Consider the following 16,155-nt stretch of genomic DNA (forward strand, 5'->3'; position numbering starts at 1 on the left):
ATAGGGTTGGGCGGCATGGCACTGCGACCGGTTCAGGTGAACATCAAGGCTCGGGACGACTCGGCGCTCGGCCGGTTCTGGGCGCAGGCGCTCGGCTGGCGCGTTTCCAGCGAGGGACCCGGCGTGACCAACCTCGAACCCGAGGGCTTCGACTGGCCGGACCCCGGCGCCTTCTACGTCGACCTCGTCAGGGTCCCGGACCCCGAAACGGTGAAGTACCGCGTGCACTTCGACCTCGCCACCACCTCTGCGGCCCATCAGGCGGAGCTGGTCGCGCGCCTGAAGGAGCTCGGCGCGACGCCCGCCGACGTGGGCCAGGGCGAGGTCCCGTGGACGGTCCTGGCCGACCCGGAGGGCAACGTGTTCTGCGTGCTGGAACCCCGGGAGGGCCTCCGGGACACCGGGCCGATCGCCGCGGTGGTGGTCGACTGCACGGACCCGCGGGCCATGGCCCGGTTCTGGGACGAGGCGACGGACTGGACCCTGCTCGAGGTCAGCGACGATCACGCGCTGCTGCGCTCCGCCAAGGGTGTCGGCCCGTATCTGACGTTCCATCGCACGCCCCGCGTGACCGTGTGGAACCGTGTCCATCTCGACCTCCTGCCGTACCACGGCGGCGACAAGGCGGCGGAGGTGGCCCGGCTGCAGGTCCTCGGTGCGACGCCCGCCGACGTGGGCCAGGGCGACGTCCCGTGGACGGTCCTGGCCGACCCGGAGGGCAACGAGTTCTGCGTCCTCGGCCCGGCCTGACGCGGAGCGGCCGGGCGCGGGCGTCATCACGGCGACCGCGATCGGCCGGCCGCGGGCCGGAAATCCGGATGCGGAGGGCCGGCGGGATGGTGTGTGATCGGGGGATGACGATCGAGATGGGCGGGCCGGAGATCGACGGGCTCGGTGACGTGGTGCGGGTGCTGGGGGAGTGGCAGCACGACGGACAGCCTGTGCAGGTGCATCCGGGGGATGTGGGGTGGTTCTGGCGGTTCGGCGCGGAGCGGACGGCGCAGGCCACGCGGACCTGGAGCCGGGCTGGGGACATTCTGGCGGTCGGGCTGCTCGACGGCGCGGACTTGCTGCGGCTGGCCTTCGCGCCGCAGGCGTGGCAGGACGAGGAACTGGCGCGGCGGGTGGCCGAGGACGTGTCGGCGCCTGAACGCGGTGTGCTGCCCGAGGGCAAGGTGTACGTCGAGGCGCCGGTGGGCGCGCTGGTCCGTGACCTGCTGTCCGGGGACGGCTGGGAAATCGGCGAGCCGTGGACGCCGCTCCGGCGTGACCTAGGCGCGCCCGTGCCGGATCCCGGTGTCCGCGTCGAGGTGATCGGGCCGGAACAGGCGCACGAGTGGGCCGCGGTCCTGCGGGCGTCGTTCGACGGGTCGACGTTCTCCGGCGAGCGCTGGCACGCGATGGCGGCAGGCGCGCCGTATGCCGGCGCGCGGTGCCTGGCCGTACGCGATGAGCAGGGCGAGGCGGTGGCGGCCGTGACGGTGTGGTCGGCGGGTGAGGGCAGGCCAGGGCTGATCGAGCCGCTGGGGGTGCACCGCGCGCACCGCGGTCACGGTTACGGCCGGGCGATCACGGTCGCCGCGGCGCGCGCACTCCAGGAGGCGGGCGCGTCCAGCGTGGACGTGTGCACCCCGAGCTCCAACGTCGGCGCCGTCGCCACCTACCAGTCGGCCGGCCTCGAGCCGTTGCCCGAGAGACGTGACCTGTACCGCGACGGGTCAGCCTGACGATGAGCTCCGCATCCCGCCGAGCCGGCGGATCGCCTCCAGCGGGTACGGGGTCTGCCTGCTCCGGCGCTGGAACGCGCGGTTGAAGTCGGACATCACCTTGGCGACCGGCGCGTGCCGGGCGAGGATCGCCGCGGCCTCCTCGGGGATTCCTGTGGGGCGCTCGCCCTCCGCGTAGGCGCGCACCAGCTTGTAGCGCCCCTCGCCGTCCTCTCTCCGGAGCCCGTACAGAGCGGTGACCAGCCAGTTCACCAGATAGGTGGCGCTGTAACAGCGGTCGTAGGTCTGGTGCCGGTCGAAGAAGCCGGCCTCGTCCGGCGACAGCTCGAACCCGGAGGCGATGGACAGGCCGTAGTCGGCGAAGTAGAGGCGCCGGCCGTCGGTCAGGATGTTCTCGAAGTGCGCGTCGAAGTGCAGGAGCCCGCGGCTGTTCATGAACGAGACGCCGGCCGCCAGTTCCCTGTCCACCATGGCGCAGGCCTGGCCGGCGGCTCGGCCTCCTGCCTCGACCTGGGCGCCCAGCCACTGGTGCAGGTTCTGCGGGATGTACTCCAGGAACAGCGCGACGCTCGCCGAGGACTCCCGCAGGGCCTGGATCCGGCGGCGTACCTGCGATCCGCCGCCCCAGTAGGCGACCACCCGGTCGATGTCGGCCAGCTCGTCGGGCAGGGGCGCCGAGTCCGGCAGCACCCGCCAGTGGTACATCAGGGGGAAGCCCTCGTGTTCCGCCGCCAGCACCCAGTTCGTCGTCATGGTGTGCACGGCGAGTTCCCGCCACGCCCCCCAGGCCGGCGCGCCGATGATGCCGACGCCGTAGTGGCTGAAGAGGGGCAGGTCGAACAGATTCGCTGTGGACCGGACGTGTTCGGGTTGCCTCTCCAGATCGGTCAGGGGCACCCGCTTCACGAAGACCGTGGTTCCGGCGACCTCCAGCAGGGCCGACGTCCCGCCGATGCCGGATCCGATCGGCACGGCCGTGTCCACGAGCTCGCGCAGGGCGTGATCGCTGCGTAAGGCCAGGGCCGTGGAGACGGAACTGTGGGCGGTCAGACGCGCATCGCGCGACATGTCAGGACACTTCGCTGCGGATTCCACCTGGGTACCGACCTCGATTCTCGCCATGGCCGCGCAGTCGCGCCGAGCGCGAGTGCGCACGGCTCTGCGGATCGGCCTCCGGAGCGGGCAAGGGGCGGACAGGACCCGTAGGAGACGACGGGCCTGAGCGCCCACCTGACTGCACCCTAGTGAAGATCGACGACCCGGGAGGCGGCGGGACGGAAAGCACGACGCGCACCCTCGTCGATCTTCCCCACGAGAGGCGGGGAGTTCAGTGGTGCCGGCGGTGGCGTGCCCGGTGCTCGGCGGCGTCGCGGTACGTCGCCGAGGGCGGCGTGCCGACCGCGCGCCACTCACCGACCTTTCGGAGGGGGAGGTTTCGCTGGTGGCCACGAGACACATGATGAAGGCGTGCCCGCTGTGTGACGGACCGCCCAGCCCCAGGGCGTGATCGAGAGGAACGTCCCCATGTCCGGTTCCCTGTCCCGTCGAGCCTTACTGGCCGGCGTGCCCGCCGTCGGCCTGGCGGTCGCGCTGCCCGGCGCCGCGTCGGCGGCGCAGACCGCCTACGCGGCCTTCCGCGTCGTACGTCGCCGGCCCGGCGAACCCGGCCGGCCCGAGGTCGTGCTGCCCGCCGGTTACGAGATCCTGCCCGGTGAGAAATACTCCGTGGCTTCTCGCGCCGAGTACTACACGTTCGTCCAGGGCCCGCAGAACGCCGCGGGGATAGAGGTCACGGTCCGCTGGCCGGATGAGCGCGTCGAGGCCGTGGTCCACCAGGACACGCGGCTGGAGCTGCGCCGCGTTCCCGGCGACAGGCACAGCGTGTCGTTCACGCTGCCGATGACGCAGCCCTCGCCCGACGCCAACCAGCCGACGCTGCAGGTGTGGAGCCATCCCGACGTCTCGCCGGGCATGAACTGGCGGATCGAGCACAACGACCCTGACCGCGCCGCGGGTCCGTGGACGACGGTGCCGTGGCCGGCGGGCCCGGTCAGGTCGGTGATTCACCAGCTCGTCGCGGCTCACACCATCCTGCGGGACTCCGGCATGGTGGACGTCGCCGCGGCGAAGGGACACCGGTTCGTGCTGATGGGCGTCGAGACCAACAACACGCTGCACGCCGACAATCCTCCGCACTGGCACATCTCGTACAACTCCGGCCCGGACTTCGACGCGCCCACCCACAACCCGCACTTCTGGCTCGACCCGTCCGGCCGCAACTTCTACAACGGCATGGACGTCACCGGCCTGGGCCGGCTGAAGTACTACGTGGGCGATCCGGCGCCGCTGTACGACTTCGTGGGTGAGGCGAACGGCGGCCGCGGCAACCTCGTCGTCACCTTCACCCTCCGGCAGGACGGCGGCATCGACATCGCTTCGCCGCAAGGCCGTACGTACGCCATCGCGGCCGGGCGCAGGGGCGATCTCGTGGAGGACGTCACCGCGCTGCGTGACGGTGAGCCCTGGCTCCGCATCAGCACCGACGACCGCGTCCGCCAGGGCGTGCTGGTCGTGCGGGCCGAAGGGCTGCGGGACCGCGCCGATTCCAGCGTGCGGGTCTACCGCTATGACCGGCTGACGGGAGTGCTGCACAACAGCCCGTGACCAGCGGGAGTCCGCCACGAGGGAGCGCACTGTGCCTTCCGGCCCGCCTGTTCGCGCACGCGCCCGGCGCTCGTCCTGACGGCCGGGCGCGTCCTGAACAGGCCCGGTCGGTCGGGAAGCGGACAGCGAATGGCCTGGTAACCGGTCAGGCGAGAAGCCGACACTCGGCGGGCTGGTCCTGCCGCCGGAAAGGCTGATCGATCGTGAGTGAACGCGTGCGCGTGGCCGTGCTGGCGGGCGGGCCGTCGGCCGAGCATGAGGTGTCGCTGCAGTCGGCGCAGGCCGTGCTCGACGCCCTGCCGAAAGATCTGTACGAGCCCGTCGCCGTCATCATCGACCGGCAGGGCAGATGGCCGGTGGAGCCGCGGCCCGATCTGGCGGACGTGGTCTTCCCCGTGCTGCACGGGCCGTTCGGCGAGGACGGCGTCGTCCAGGGCCTCCTGGAGACGCTGGGCATCCCGTACGTGGGCTGCGGCGTGCTGGCCTCGGCCGTGGGCATGAACAAGGTCGCGATGCGGCGCGCGTTCCTGGCGGAGGACATCCCGGTCACTCCGCACGTGTGGTTCACCGAGTACGAGTGGCGCACCACCACCGACCCCTGGGGTCTGGTGAAGTCGCTCGACTGGCCGATGTACGTCAAACCTGCCGGCATGGGCTCCTCCATCGGCATCTCGCGCGTCACCTCCATGGAGGAGCTGCGCGCGGGCGTGGACCTGGCGCTCGCCTACGACGGGATGGTCGTCGTCGAGCAGGGCGTGACGGCACGCGAGATCATCTGCGGCGTGCTCGGCGGCCAGGACACGCCGGACGTCTCGGTGGCCGGCGAGCTCATCGTGCCCGGCGCCTGGCTCGACTACGAGGCGAAATACCTCAGCGGGGCCGAGATCGCCACCATCCCCGCCGCGCTGCCGGAGCGCGTGGCCGAGGACGTGCGCGAGCTGGCCCTGCGCGCGTTCCGGGCGATCGGCGGCTACGGCCTGGCCCGTGTCGACTACCTCTACGACGAGGACACAGGACGCCTGTACGTGCTGGAGATCAACACCATGCCCGGTTTCACCTCCCGTTCCGTCTACGCCAGGGCCTGGGCCGCCAGCGGTGTCCCGTACCCGGACCTGCTGCGCCGCCTCATCGACCTGGCGTTCACCAGGAGCCGCTCGTGATCCCCATGACGCTGAACGAGATCGCGCGGGTCGTCGGCGCGATCCTCCACGACGTGCGCGACCCGCAGGCGACGGTGACGGCGCCCTCGGCGGTCGACTCCCGCGAGGTGCTGCCCGGCGGCCTGTTCGCCGCGACGGCCGGGGCCAACGTCGACGGTCACGACCACGCGGCCGGCGCCATCGCGGGCGGCGCCGTCGCCGTGCTGGCCTCGAGGCCCGTCGGCGTGCCCGCCCTCGTGGTCGAGGACGTCCAGGTCGCGCTCGGCCTGCTGGCCAGGCACGTTCTCGACCACATCAGCCCGACCGTGATCGGCCTGACCGGCTCCGTGGGCAAGACCACGACCAAGGACCTGCTGGCCCAGGTGCTCGAACGGCACGCCGCGACGGTCGCCACCGACAGGTCGTTCAACAACGAGCTCGGGTTGCCGCTCACCGTGCTGCGTGCCGATGCCACCACCCGCTACCTGGTGCTGGAGATGGGCGCGGGCCGGAAGGGCGATCTGACGTATCTGACCGGGCTCGCACCGCCGCAGGTCGGGCTGGTGCTCAACGTCGGCACCGCACACGTGGAGCGCATGGGAGCCGGGCAGGCCGACGTGGCCGAGGCCAAGGGCGAGCTGGTCGAGGCGCTTGCGGCGGACGGGTTCGCGCTGCTCAACGCCGACGACCCTTACGTCAGGGGCATGGCCGGCCGTACCAAGGCGCGGATCCTGTGGTACGGCAGGTCGGCGCAGGCGCAGGTGCGAGCCGGGAACGTACGGATGACCGGCGGGGCACGGACCGCGTTCGAGCTGGTGACGCCCTCCGGCCGCGCCCCGGTCGAGCTCGACCTCATAGGTGAGCACCAGGTGAGCAACGCCGTGGCCGCCGCCGCCGTCGCCACCGTGCTGGGCCTGGGTGCCGCCGAGATCGCCGGCGGGCTGAGCGCCGCACGGCGGCGCTCGGCGGGCCGGCTGGAAATCGCCGAACGACCTGACGGCATCACCATCGTCAACGACGCCTACAACGCCAGCCCCGAATCCATGCGGGCCGGGCTGCGGGCGGTGAAGGCCCTGGCCGGCGCCCGTCGTACCGTCGCCGTGCTCGGCGCGATGGGGCAGCAGGCGGACGCCTCGCGCGCCCGGCACGCGGAGCTGGGCCGGCTCGTCGCCGGCCTCCGCTTCGACGTGCTGATCGCGGTCGGAGCGGGGGATCCGCTCGCGATGGCGCGGGCGGCGCGGTCGTCGAACCCGGAGATGGCCGTCCACAGCGTCGAGGACGTGGCCGGGGCCCTCAGCCTGGCCACCGCGCTGCTCGAACCGGGGGACGTGGTGCTCGTCAAGGCCTCCAGCGAGATCGGGCTCGGCGCGTGCGCCCGCGCGCTGGCCGGCGCCTGACCGGCGCCTGACCGGGGGGCAGCGCGGACGCGGACACCGTCCGGCGCGTCCGCACGTCACGACGCGTGCTCGCCTGGTGGCATCGACGCGGGGCCGGACGGCTGGACAACTTCTGGCCTACAGAATGAGCAGGAGCCCCGTCTAGCCTGCCGGCACAAGCTGGCGAAACGGGGTTACATGCGCACTATCGGTCTCATCGGCGGGTTGAGCTGGGAATCGACGGTGATCTACTACCAGATCATCAACCAGCGGGTACGCGAGCGACTCGGCGGCAGCCATTCCGCCAACAGCCTCATCTGGTCGGTCGACTACACGACCGTCGAGGACCTCATCTTCGCCGGCCGCTGGGACGAGGTGAGCACGTTGCTGACCGGCGCCGGCGGGAAACTGGCGGATCTCGGCGCCGACCTCCTGCTCATCTGCAGCAACACCTTCAGCCGGGTGAGCGACGACGTGGAGCGGGCCGTGAGCGTGCCCGTGCTGCACATCGCCGACGCGCTGGGCGCCGAGATCCGCGCCAGGGGCATGCGCAAGGTCGGCCTGCTGGGCACCCGGTTCACCATGGAGCAGCCCTTCTACCGGGACCGGCTGGCCGCCCACGGCTTCGACGTCGTCGTCCCGCGGCGTGAGCAGCGCGAACTGGTCCACCGCGTGATCTTCGACGAACTGGTGCGGGGGGCGCTCCGGGAATCGTCCAGGGACGCGTACGCCCAGATCATCGAAGGTCTCGCGGACGACGGCGCCGAAGGCGTCATCCTCGGCTGCACGGAGATCGAGCTGCTGGTCGGCGAGAAGGACAGCGCCATCCCGGTGCTGCCGAGCGCTCGGCTGCACGCGGAGGCGGCGGCCGCCTTCGCGCTCGCCGACTGATCGTGTACGCCGTGGGCACGATGCGGCGGGTCAGGTGGACCGGTACACCGGCGCGCCGGCGCCGTACAGTTCCCGGTGCCACAGGCCGGCGCAGACGCGTTCGATGCCGGCCGCCAGGTGGCGGCGGTAGGTGGTGAAAGGCAGGCCGAGCCGTTCCGCGGCCAGCTCCTGGGTGGGAGTCCCGCGAAGGAACGTGACGGACAGCGCCCGGTGGAACTTGACCGCACGCGGATCCTCACGCAACTCGTCGATCGCCTGCCGGAGCACGTCGCCCAGCGCCGCGGCAGGATCCTGCCCGGCCCGCTCGGCGATCAGCCTGGTGCGCGTCAGCGGGGAAGCGGCCAGCGCGTCCGGCCGCGCCAGCCGGCGCAACGCCTTGCGCACCGCCTCGGCGAACTGCGCCTGCGACAACACCGCCAGTTCCGCCGTGGCGGCGCTCGGGCCCGCGACGGGCGGGTGGTTCAGGCGCTCCAGCCATGCCCGCGCCGGCACCGCGCGCCAGTCATGGACGAACAGGGTGTAGGCGTCATCGCCCAGCCGCGGCTCCTCGGAGACGGTACGCATCCCGTAATGCCGTAAACGCTCCACCCACTCCTGGTCCGGATGCCGTAACGCGATGCAGGACCAGGCCATGCGCTCGGCCCGCAGGCAATGGGCGATCATCCGCCACCGGATCGCCTCCGACAGCGGCGCATGCTCGCGATACGACGGCAGCGCCCACAGCCGGCCGACCGCCACGTGCTCGCCGGCGCGCAACGGAGTGGTGGCACGCGCATGCGCCCACGCCGCGGCCACGAGGGGATCGGCCGCCGGCTCCCGCTCATCGAGCTCAGCCAGGCTCAGCCAGGCGGAGAACGCCACGGGCTCGCCGGTTCCGGTCCGCCGGTACAGCCGGAACGCCTGCGGCTGCCGTTCGGCCCAGAAGGCGGCGCAGCCCGCGGACGCCGCGCCCTCGGCGGCCGTGGCCACCCGGACCAGCGTGCCGACGTCCTCCGGCCGCACCAGCTCCTCCTGGAACTCGTCCTCGCCGCGGCAGCGGCGCGAACCGGCCGGCGCCCCGTTGCCGCGACGCAGGAAGAGCAGCGCCGCCACCGCGCCGGGCACGTCCACGTCGCTCGCCGTGCGCACCCTCTCCGCCAGATGCGCGTGCAGCCGGTCGTGCATCGCCGCGTACCCCTCGGGGTCGCGCCACCGCAGGTCCGCCTCCACCACCTCGCGCACCACGTCATGCGGAAACAGCCCGAGACCGCACGACTCCACGAACGGCGACCGCCGCAACCAGCCGAACAACGTCCCGGTGTCCTGCGGCAGGGCGGCCCGCAGCAGGTCTTCCGTCGTCACCCGCGCATGCGCGCAGACCTCCAGAGCGTGCCGGTGCGCCGCCGAGGGCAACTCGCCCACCAGCTGATCCAGCAACGTGCCCACCACGCCCTGATCCGGCGTCCACCGCCTGCCGGCCCCGCCGTCCTTCACCGCCGCGGCCGCCCCCAGCAGCAGCGCCAGCGGATGTCCACCGGCGAAGGCCAGCAGCGGCTCGCGCGACTCGGCCGGCACCCCGCGGGAGTCCAGCAGGGCCTGCGCGTCCCCGGCCCGCAGGCCGCGCAGCGGCAGCACCTCCAGCGCCCCCGCCCATCCCGGATCGGCCTGCCACCGCATGTCCGGCGGATACCGCCCCGCGATCACCACCAGCGCCCCCACGGGCACGCCCGGCAGGAACCGCTCCCGCAGCCACTCCTCCCAGCCCTGCACGCGTTCGACGTGGTCGACCAGCAACACCGCGTCCGCATCACGAAGCACCGGCTCGGCCCCGGAGTCGGCCCCGGAGCCCGCCGGCTCCAGCATGAGCCCGTCCACCATGGACACCGGCCGCCCCGCCGCCGCGGCCTCGCCGGCGAAGCGCCGCAGCAAGGCCGACTTCCCGACGCCGCCGGGACCGTGCACGTACAGAACACTGCAGCCGCCGCCGTACAACGCCGCGTTGAAGACCGCGAGCTCCTCCTCCCGCCCCACGAACGCCGTCTCCCGCGCCGCTTGCAGGCGCCATCCCAGCAATCCCGATGACATATCTTCTGACCCTTCTCCGAACGCCCGCCGGTTCCGGGCGCGAACCCGTCAACGTCCCCGCGGCTGGTCCCCGTCAGCCCAGGCCTGGGTGGGGCCGGCGGGGTGGTGGCGTGCCGCCGTGGTCCGGGCGGTACTCGAAGTGCCACCACTCGTTGTCGTAGATGCGGTAGAGGTCGTAGCGGGCGCCGTGTTCCTCCAGCCAGCGCGCCCCTTCGTGGGGGCGCACGTCCAGCGCGATGCCCTTGACGTGGCTGGATTCCGCGGCCGGCAGCACGAGCATGCGTGCCGAGGCGGGGGAGCCGGAGCGGCGCACCTCCTCGTCGAACATCCGCTGCTGGACGAGGGGATCGCGGTAGCCCGAGGTGAGGCCGAGCAGCTGGCCGTGACGCCAGAGCGCCTCGGTACGGGCCGCGGTGAACGCCGCCAGGGCGCCGTCGGTGAGCCCGGTGAGGTCCTCGGCCGGGAAGCGCATCCGTAACGCCCAGGTGCACGCCAGTTCGCGAGCGCGGCCGGGACGGCGGACGAACGCCGCGGGCAGCAGCAGAACGGCGAGCACCAGCGTGACCACGGCGAACAGCCGGTCGCGGGGCCGAGGTGGGATGGTGCGTGGTTCGTTCATGGCGACTACGATTGGCGCCGAATATGCGTGCGTTGTCCGCCGCATGTCATCGTTTCTCGACGGCGGCCACCGCCGTCGAGACCGTGACACGACCATGACACGGCGCTGACGAGGCGGGGACACGACCGGCCGACAGTGGATGGGGTTGACCGGCGGGCGAGATACGGAGCGTGCGGTGAAACTCGGCGGCGTGTCGCGAGTGTTGTTGATCGAGGATGACCCGGCCGTGCGGGAGGGCCTCGAGCTGGCCCTGACCCGGCACGGGCACCGCGTGCGCGCGGTGGAGTCCGGCGAGCAGGGGCTGGACCGGCTGCGCATGGACCTGCCCGACGTCGTCGTGCTCGATCTGATGTTGCCCGGCATCGACGGGTTCGAGGTCTGCCGCCGCATCCGGGCCGCCGGGGACGTGCCGATCATCATGCTGACCGCGCGCGGCGACGACATGGACGTGGTGGCCGGGCTGGAGGCGGGCGCCGACGACTACGTGGTCAAGCCGGTGCAGCCCAGAGTGCTCGAGGCCCGCATCCGCGCGGTGCTGCGGCGGATCGGCCGGGACCAGGAGGAGCTGGAGCGGCACGGGGACCTGACCATCGATCGGGCCGGGCTCGTGGTCACCCACCGCGGCGTGCCGGTCGGCCTCGCCCCGACCGAGCTGCGCCTGCTGCTCGAGCTCTCCGGCACGCCGGGCCGGGTGCACAGCCGCCAGCACCTGCTGGAGTCGGTGTGGGAGCACGGGTATTTCGGCGACTCGCGTCTGGTGGACGCGTGCGTGCAGCGGCTGCGCGCGAAGATCGAGGACGACTCGGCGGCGCCCGTCTACGTGCAGACGGTGCGCGGGTTCGGTTACCGGTTCGGGCCGGTGTAACCGCCGGTGGTGCCACGGCCGAGCCTGGGGCTGCGTGCCCGGCTGCTGTCCGCGTTCGCGCTGCTGTGTGTGGTCACCGCGGCGGCGGTGGCCGGCGGCATGTACGTCGAGGCTCGCAACGCCATCCTCCAGCGAGCCCAGGACGCCGCGGTGCAGGCGACGAAGAGCCGGCTGAAGGAGCTCTTCCCGTTGCGGAGTGCGGAGCCCGGCCCGGACGAGCTCCGCGGTATCGCCAACAAGATGATCGAAGGAAACGTCCGTGCGATGGCCACCTACCGCGGGGCGTACTCCACAGGCGACCCGGCGCCGGCCGACCCGCCGGAGGGCTCGCCGGGGCTCCACAGGCAGGGTGGTGACCCGCCGGTCGTGGATCCCGGGATGCTTCCACTGTCCCTGCGGCGCGAGGTGGCCGGCGGCAATGTCGCGTGGCAACGCGTGATGCTGTGGCAGGGCGCGCCCTACCTTCTCATCGGCGCGCCGCTGCTGATCGCCGAGCCGGACGGGACGGCGCGGATGTCCGGCATGGAGGTCTACGTCCTGCACAGCCTGCTTCCCGAACAGCGCAGCATCAACGAGCTCGCCGCACGCGCCTGGCTCAACGGCGGGGCGGCCCTGGCGTTCGCGGTCGTCCTGGCGTTGCTGGCCACCCGTGGCGTGCTGCGCCCGGTGCGCGAGCTGGGCCGGGCGGCACGCCTGCTGGGCGAGGGCGACCTGCGGGCCAGGGTCGAGGCCCGCGGCGCCGACGAGCTGGCCGACGTGGCACGCACGTTCAACACCACCGCGGCGGAGCTGGAACGGCACGTCGAGCAGCTGCGCGAGATGGAGGCCGACGCCCGCCGGTTCGTGGCCGACGTGTCGCACGAGCTGCGCACCCCGCTGGCCGCGCTCGCCGCGGTCGCCGACGTCCTCGACGACGAGGCGGACGGGCTGCCCGAGCCCGCCGGCAGGGCCGCCAGGCTGGTCAGCCAGGAGACGCTCAACCTCACCGGGCTGGTGAACGACCTCATCGAGATCAGCAGGTTCGACTCCGGCGTCGCGGCCCTCGCACTGAACGAGGTCGACGTGGCCGAGCTGGTACGCGCGACCCTGCGTACCCGAGGCTGGCCGGAGCGGGTGCACACCGAACTCGCCCCCGCGGTGACGGCACGGCTGGACCCGCGCCGGGTGGACGTCATCCTCGCGAACCTGGTCGGCAACGCCCTGCGGCACGGCGAGCCACCGGTGTCGGTACGGCTCCGCGCCGACCAGGACTGGATCGTCGTCGAGGTCCGCGACCACGGACCGGGGCTGGACGAAGCGGTGCTGCCGCACGTGTTCGACCGCTTCTACAAGGCCAGCGCGGCCAGGGCCAGGTCCGAGGGCAGCGGCCTCGGCCTGGCCATCGCGTGGGAGAACGCGCGCCTGCACCGAGGCGACCTCACCGTCACCAACGCCCCGGACGGCGGCGCCGTCTTCGCGCTCCGCCTGCCACGCCGGGCACCCGATCCGGATGGAGGCCCCGAGTGAAGGCCTGGCTCGCCCGCCTGGTGCTCGCCGTGGGCCTCGTGCCGTTCGTCGCCGTGGCCGGCTGCGGCGTGCAACCCAGCGACGCCATCCCCGTCGGCGCCCCGCCGAGCGGACCCGTCGCACCTACCTGGAAGATCACCCTCTACCTGGTGAAGGACGGCCGGCTCAGCACGGTGACGCGGCGATCCGCTCGTGGACCAGCCCGAACGAACGCGCTCATGCTGCTGGCGGAGGGACCCACGCCGAGCGAACAGGCACGCGGGATCACCACCGACATCCCACGCGACGCCGGCCCGTTCTCGGTGGCCGTCAAGCCGGGCCACCTGGTGGTGACCCTGTCCACTCCGGCCGGCGAACTGTCCGCACTGGCCGTCGACCAGATCGTGTGCACGGCCGCCCTGGTGCCGGAGAACCCTGCCCAGGTCACCGTCCTCGGTGCGGGGCAGAGCATCGGCCCCCGGGAGTGCCCGCGGTGACGGTGACCGGACGCGGCAGATGCCGGTCGCTGCCCGAGCCCGGCCTGGCGGCGCCCTACGTCGCCGGGCTGACCAGCCCTGTCTGGTAAGCGATGACGACCAGTTGCGCACGGTCGCGCGCACCCAGTTTCGTCATCGCGCGGCTGACATGGGTGCGCGCGGTGGCCGGGCTGAGAAACAACTGGGCACCGATCTCGTGGTTGCTCAGGCCCTGCCCCACCAGGGCCAGCACTTCGCGCTCGCGCTCGGTCAGCTCCGCGAGCCGGTCCTCCGCCGCCCTGGCGGCCGTTCGCCTTGCGGTGAACTGGCCGATGAGGCGTCGAGTGATCCGCGGCGCGAGCAGCGCGTCCCCGGCGGCGATCACCCGGACGGCATGCAGGAGCTCGGCCGGCCCGGCGTCTTTGAGCAGGAAGCCGCTGGCGCCTGCCTGCAGGGCGTCGAAGACGTACTCGTCGGTGTCGTAGGTGGTGAGGATGAGGACCCGCACCTGCTCCAACCCGCGCGTCCGGACGATCTGGGCGGTTGCCTGGATCCCGTCCAGTTGTGGCATGCGGATGTCCATGAGGACGACGTCGGGGCGGCCGGCTCGGGCCCGTTCGACGGCTTCGGCGCCGTTGGTGGCCTCTCCCACCACCGTGATGTCGTCCTCGAGGTCGAGCAGGACCTTGAACCCGGACCGCACGAGGGCCTCGTCGTCGGCGAGCAGCACCCTGATCGGGGCGCCGGCCGAGGGTGAAGCGGTCGCCGCGTTCACAGGCGCGACCCGGTCGGCGCGAAGGGCAGCCGTGCCCTGACTTCGAACCCGCCGCCGGCAAGCGGCCCGGCGTCGAGCTCTCCGCCCAGGAGCCGGCAGCGCTCGCGCATGCCGGCGATCCCGCGGCCGGGCTTGGCCGAGCGGCCCGTGCTGCTCGGATGCCGGGCCGGCAGGCGCGGACCCGCCGAGTCATGATCTCGGGCGGCACGGCGGCCCTCATCGGTCACGCGGATCTCCAGCGCCTCGATCCCGGCCTTCAGCTCCACCGTCACGCGGGTCGGGCCGACGTGGCGGATCACGTTGGTGATCGATTCCTGAACGATCCGGTAGGCGGCACTTCCCACCGCGCTCGGCAACGGCGTCGCGGGCGAGGCATCCTCGAGCTTGATGTCGAGCCCCGCCTGGCGTGCCTTGGCGGCCAGTTCGTCGATCTGCCCCAGCCGGGGATACGGCTCCCGCCCGTCGTCATCGTCGTCGTCACGGAGCACCCCGAGGATGGCCCGCATCTCCCGCAGCGCCCGGGAACTGGTCTGCTCGATGGCCCGCAGCGCCTCGCGCGCCACTTCCGGCCGCTTGTCGAGCACGTGCGCGGTGACACCGGACTGCACGTTGATGATCGCTATGGCGTGAGCGACGGTGTCGTGGACCTCGCGCGCGATCCGGAGCCGTTCGGCGTCCACACGCGCCCGCGCCTCCTCATCACGAGTCCGCTCAGCCAGCTCGGCGCGCCGCTGAGCTTCGGCCGCGATGACCTGCCGGGACCGGACGGACTCGCCGAGGGCCGCGCTCATGACCGACGCGCCGATCCGGAAGTACACCCAGCCGATGGCGGCGCGTGGCTCGATGTCGGCCGCGGCGACCAGCCAGCCGATGGCCAGCACCGAGGTGCCCACGCCAGCGATCACCAGCGACCGGCGCCCGTCACCGTAGGCGGCCACGGTGTACAGGGCGACGAAGAGCCCGAGCCAGCCGGGCCCGTCCGGGAAGTCGAGAGCGAAGTACACCAAGCTGGCCGACGCGGCGACGACGAACACCGGCACCGGCCACCGGCGGCGGACGGCGACGACCACACCACTGGCGACCAGCAGGGCATATCCGAGGTTTCCGAGGTCGGTAAGGGGACGCTGCACCACCTCGCCGGCATTGCGGACTATCGTGCCCTGCACCTGCATCACGGTGATGAACAGCGCGAGCAACACATCCTGTGCCGGCACCGGCAGGCGCAACGACACGGCGCGGCCTTTCATGCCTCGATCCTACGGTTGCCGCCCGCGAGAACACTCCGCCCAGCGGCGCGGCCGCCTACGACGACGGGCGTACCGGGGCACGAGTCCTCTACGCGGAACTGCGTAGAGGCAGCCATCCGCCGGCGGAGGCCGTGCCTGCCTCGACGGCGCGACGATCGAGTCAGTGAAACCCCCGCCGGGCGCTCACGCTCGTCACCAGAACCTCGGCCGGCATAGGCCGAGCCACCGTGACCCACGTGCTGCGGGCGCCCGTCATCCGACCGAGAGGATGCTCCATGTCCGTCCTGGTTGTGCTGGCCACGCAGGTGGCCTCGCCAGTCTGTACGACGGCCGCAGAATGCGCGGGCCAGGGTGTCGACACGTTCATCGGGACCCCCGAGCGGATCTGGGCCAGTGTGGCCGCACTGGTGGCGCTGGCCGGCGTGATCATCGGCTGGCCGGCGCTCCGCTCCGTCCGTCGTGGCAACGGCGGGAGAGGGGCGGCCACCGTGGCCCTGGGGACGGGGCTGATCGGCGGGCTCAACGGCGCGGTGAAACTGGCCGTCGCCGACGGCGGTCTCGGCACCGGCAACGGAGTGTTCGGGGCGGCCGTGGCCCTGGTACTGGGGCTGGCCGGTGCGGTCCTCGGCGGCCTGGCTCTGGCCCGCTCCCGCCAGAGCGAGCTGAGCGGCTGACCGCAGCCAGGACAAGCCCACGATCGAGACCCGAACAACCGCACACAACCGATCACCACACGGCGCCTCCCAGACGCGCGGGCTCGTCACCGGCATCTCGACCGGCACAGGCGAGCCAGCGCGCTGCGGGCCCGTCATCCGACCGAAAGGATC

Annotated in this window: 15 protein-coding genes; 10 read left to right on the forward strand and 5 right to left on the reverse strand. The window is 72.4% G+C overall.

The window, feature by feature from the left end; all coding sequences use genetic code 11:
* The first annotated feature begins 15 nt into the window (after nucleotides 1-15).
* Together ABGB01_RS03765 and ABGB01_RS03770 are read left to right on the forward strand one after the other, a co-directional pair.
* On the forward strand, nucleotides 16-750 hold the full coding sequence (locus tag ABGB01_RS03765) for a VOC family protein (RefSeq protein WP_347770306.1): 735 nt from the start codon (nucleotides 16-18) through the stop codon (nucleotides 748-750).
* Nucleotides 751-854: 104 nt separating this feature from the next.
* Complete coding sequence (locus ABGB01_RS03770) at nucleotides 855-1,727, forward strand: GNAT family N-acetyltransferase (RefSeq protein WP_347770308.1); 873 nt, start codon at nucleotides 855-857, stop codon at nucleotides 1,725-1,727.
* On the opposite strand, the gene ABGB01_RS03775 is transcribed toward ABGB01_RS03770, so the two are convergent.
* Nucleotides 1,719-2,795 carry a protein kinase family protein gene (locus tag ABGB01_RS03775; protein WP_347770310.1) on the reverse strand — a complete coding sequence of 359 codons (1,077 nt, stop codon included), beginning with the start codon at nucleotides 2,793-2,795 and terminating at the stop codon, nucleotides 1,719-1,721. The two genes, ABGB01_RS03770 and ABGB01_RS03775, sit on opposite strands and share 9 nt — an antisense overlap.
* 456 nt (nucleotides 2,796-3,251) lie before the next feature.
* Between ABGB01_RS03775 and ABGB01_RS03780 the strand changes: the two genes are divergently transcribed.
* The 4 genes from ABGB01_RS03780 to ABGB01_RS03795 all read left to right on the forward strand — a co-directional run bounded on the left by ABGB01_RS03780 (nucleotide 3,252) and on the right by ABGB01_RS03795 (nucleotide 7,797).
* Entirely contained in the window at nucleotides 3,252-4,391 is a 1,140-nt protein-coding gene (locus ABGB01_RS03780) for a hypothetical protein (protein WP_347770312.1), read from the forward strand.
* A 203-nt stretch (nucleotides 4,392-4,594) separates the two neighbouring features.
* Nucleotides 4,595-5,551, forward strand: coding sequence for a D-alanine--D-alanine ligase family protein (locus ABGB01_RS03785; RefSeq protein ID WP_347770314.1), 957 nt, complete (start codon nucleotides 4,595-4,597; stop codon nucleotides 5,549-5,551).
* A gap of 5 nt (nucleotides 5,552-5,556) precedes the next feature.
* Nucleotides 5,557-6,927 carry a UDP-N-acetylmuramoyl-tripeptide--D-alanyl-D-alanine ligase gene (gene murF / locus ABGB01_RS03790; RefSeq protein ID WP_347771230.1) on the forward strand — a complete coding sequence of 457 codons (1,371 nt, stop codon included), beginning with the start codon at nucleotides 5,557-5,559 and terminating at the stop codon, nucleotides 6,925-6,927.
* A 177-nt stretch (nucleotides 6,928-7,104) separates the two neighbouring features.
* Nucleotides 7,105-7,797, forward strand: coding sequence for an aspartate/glutamate racemase family protein (locus tag ABGB01_RS03795; protein ID WP_347770316.1), 693 nt, complete (start codon nucleotides 7,105-7,107; stop codon nucleotides 7,795-7,797).
* Nucleotides 7,798-7,827: 30 nt separating this feature from the next.
* Here the strand turns inward: ABGB01_RS03795 and ABGB01_RS03800 are convergent, their stop codons facing one another.
* Nucleotides 7,828-9,861: an ATP-binding protein gene (locus ABGB01_RS03800; protein WP_347770318.1), complete on the reverse strand. Its 2,034-nt coding sequence runs from the start codon at nucleotides 9,859-9,861 to the stop codon at nucleotides 7,828-7,830.
* A gap of 73 nt (nucleotides 9,862-9,934) precedes the next feature.
* On the reverse strand, nucleotides 9,935-10,480 hold the full coding sequence (gene vanY-N, locus ABGB01_RS03805) for a D,D-peptidase/D,D-carboxypeptidase VanY-N (RefSeq protein ID WP_347770320.1): 546 nt from the start codon (nucleotides 10,478-10,480) through the stop codon (nucleotides 9,935-9,937).
* Nucleotides 10,481-10,670: 190 nt separating this feature from the next.
* Here vanY-N and ABGB01_RS03810 point away from each other — a divergent pair, with 190 nt between their 5' ends.
* From ABGB01_RS03810 to ABGB01_RS03820, 3 genes are read left to right on the forward strand one after another with little or no spacing between them, the layout of a single operon-like run.
* Nucleotides 10,671-11,345: a response regulator transcription factor gene (locus tag ABGB01_RS03810; protein WP_347770322.1), complete on the forward strand. Its 675-nt coding sequence runs from the start codon at nucleotides 10,671-10,673 to the stop codon at nucleotides 11,343-11,345.
* A gap of 9 nt (nucleotides 11,346-11,354) precedes the next feature.
* On the forward strand, nucleotides 11,355-12,851 hold the full coding sequence (locus ABGB01_RS03815) for a HAMP domain-containing sensor histidine kinase (protein WP_347770324.1): 1,497 nt from the start codon (nucleotides 11,355-11,357) through the stop codon (nucleotides 12,849-12,851).
* Entirely contained in the window at nucleotides 12,848-13,327 is a 480-nt protein-coding gene (locus ABGB01_RS03820; RefSeq protein ID WP_347770326.1) for a hypothetical protein, read from the forward strand. Before ABGB01_RS03815 ends, ABGB01_RS03820 begins: the two co-directional genes overlap by 4 nt.
* A 55-nt stretch (nucleotides 13,328-13,382) precedes the next feature.
* Here the strand turns inward: ABGB01_RS03820 and ABGB01_RS03825 are convergent, their stop codons facing one another.
* Both ABGB01_RS03825 and ABGB01_RS03830 read right to left on the reverse strand, forming a co-directional pair.
* Nucleotides 13,383-14,081, reverse strand: a complete 699-nt coding sequence (locus ABGB01_RS03825; protein ID WP_347770328.1) for a response regulator transcription factor — start codon at nucleotides 14,079-14,081, stop codon at nucleotides 13,383-13,385.
* Nucleotides 14,078-15,328, reverse strand: coding sequence for a sensor histidine kinase (locus ABGB01_RS03830; RefSeq protein WP_347770330.1), 1,251 nt, complete (start codon nucleotides 15,326-15,328; stop codon nucleotides 14,078-14,080). The genes ABGB01_RS03825 and ABGB01_RS03830 overlap by 4 nt, the downstream gene beginning before the upstream one ends.
* A 275-nt stretch (nucleotides 15,329-15,603) precedes the next feature.
* Here ABGB01_RS03830 and ABGB01_RS03835 point away from each other — a divergent pair, with 275 nt between their 5' ends.
* The gene (locus ABGB01_RS03835; protein ID WP_347770332.1) at nucleotides 15,604-16,002 is read left to right on the forward strand and encodes a DUF6223 family protein; all 399 of its coding nucleotides are present in this window, start codon (nucleotides 15,604-15,606) and stop codon (nucleotides 16,000-16,002) included.
* The last annotated feature ends 153 nt before the right edge of the window (nucleotides 16,003-16,155 follow it).

This window comes from Nonomuraea sp. B5E05 (assembly GCF_039880665.1).
In the GTDB taxonomy this organism is placed as follows: Bacteria; Actinomycetota; Actinomycetes; order Streptosporangiales; family Streptosporangiaceae; genus Nonomuraea.

What these genes read in the sequence shown, in the direction of transcription:
- ABGB01_RS03765 (WP_347770306.1), top strand. Translation starts at nt 16, where the DNA reads ATGGCACTGCGACCGGTTCAGGTGAACATCAAGGCTCGGGACGACTCG.
- ABGB01_RS03770 (WP_347770308.1), top strand. Translation starts at nt 855, where the DNA reads ATGACGATCGAGATGGGCGGGCCGGAGATCGACGGGCTCGGTGACGTG.
- ABGB01_RS03775 (WP_347770310.1), bottom strand. Translation starts at nt 2,795, where the DNA reads ATGTCGCGCGATGCGCGTCTGACCGCCCACAGTTCCGTCTCCACGGCC.
- ABGB01_RS03780 (WP_347770312.1), top strand. Translation starts at nt 3,252, where the DNA reads ATGTCCGGTTCCCTGTCCCGTCGAGCCTTACTGGCCGGCGTGCCCGCC.
- murF (WP_347771230.1), top strand. Translation starts at nt 5,557, where the DNA reads ATGACGCTGAACGAGATCGCGCGGGTCGTCGGCGCGATCCTCCACGAC.
- ABGB01_RS03795 (WP_347770316.1), top strand. Translation starts at nt 7,105, where the DNA reads ATGCGCACTATCGGTCTCATCGGCGGGTTGAGCTGGGAATCGACGGTG.
- ABGB01_RS03800 (WP_347770318.1), bottom strand. Translation starts at nt 9,861, where the DNA reads ATGTCATCGGGATTGCTGGGATGGCGCCTGCAAGCGGCGCGGGAGACG.
- vanY-N (WP_347770320.1), bottom strand. Translation starts at nt 10,480, where the DNA reads ATGAACGAACCACGCACCATCCCACCTCGGCCCCGCGACCGGCTGTTC.
- ABGB01_RS03830 (WP_347770330.1), bottom strand. Translation starts at nt 15,328, where the DNA reads ATGAAAGGCCGCGCCGTGTCGTTGCGCCTGCCGGTGCCGGCACAGGAT.
- ABGB01_RS03835 (WP_347770332.1), top strand. Translation starts at nt 15,604, where the DNA reads ATGTCCGTCCTGGTTGTGCTGGCCACGCAGGTGGCCTCGCCAGTCTGT.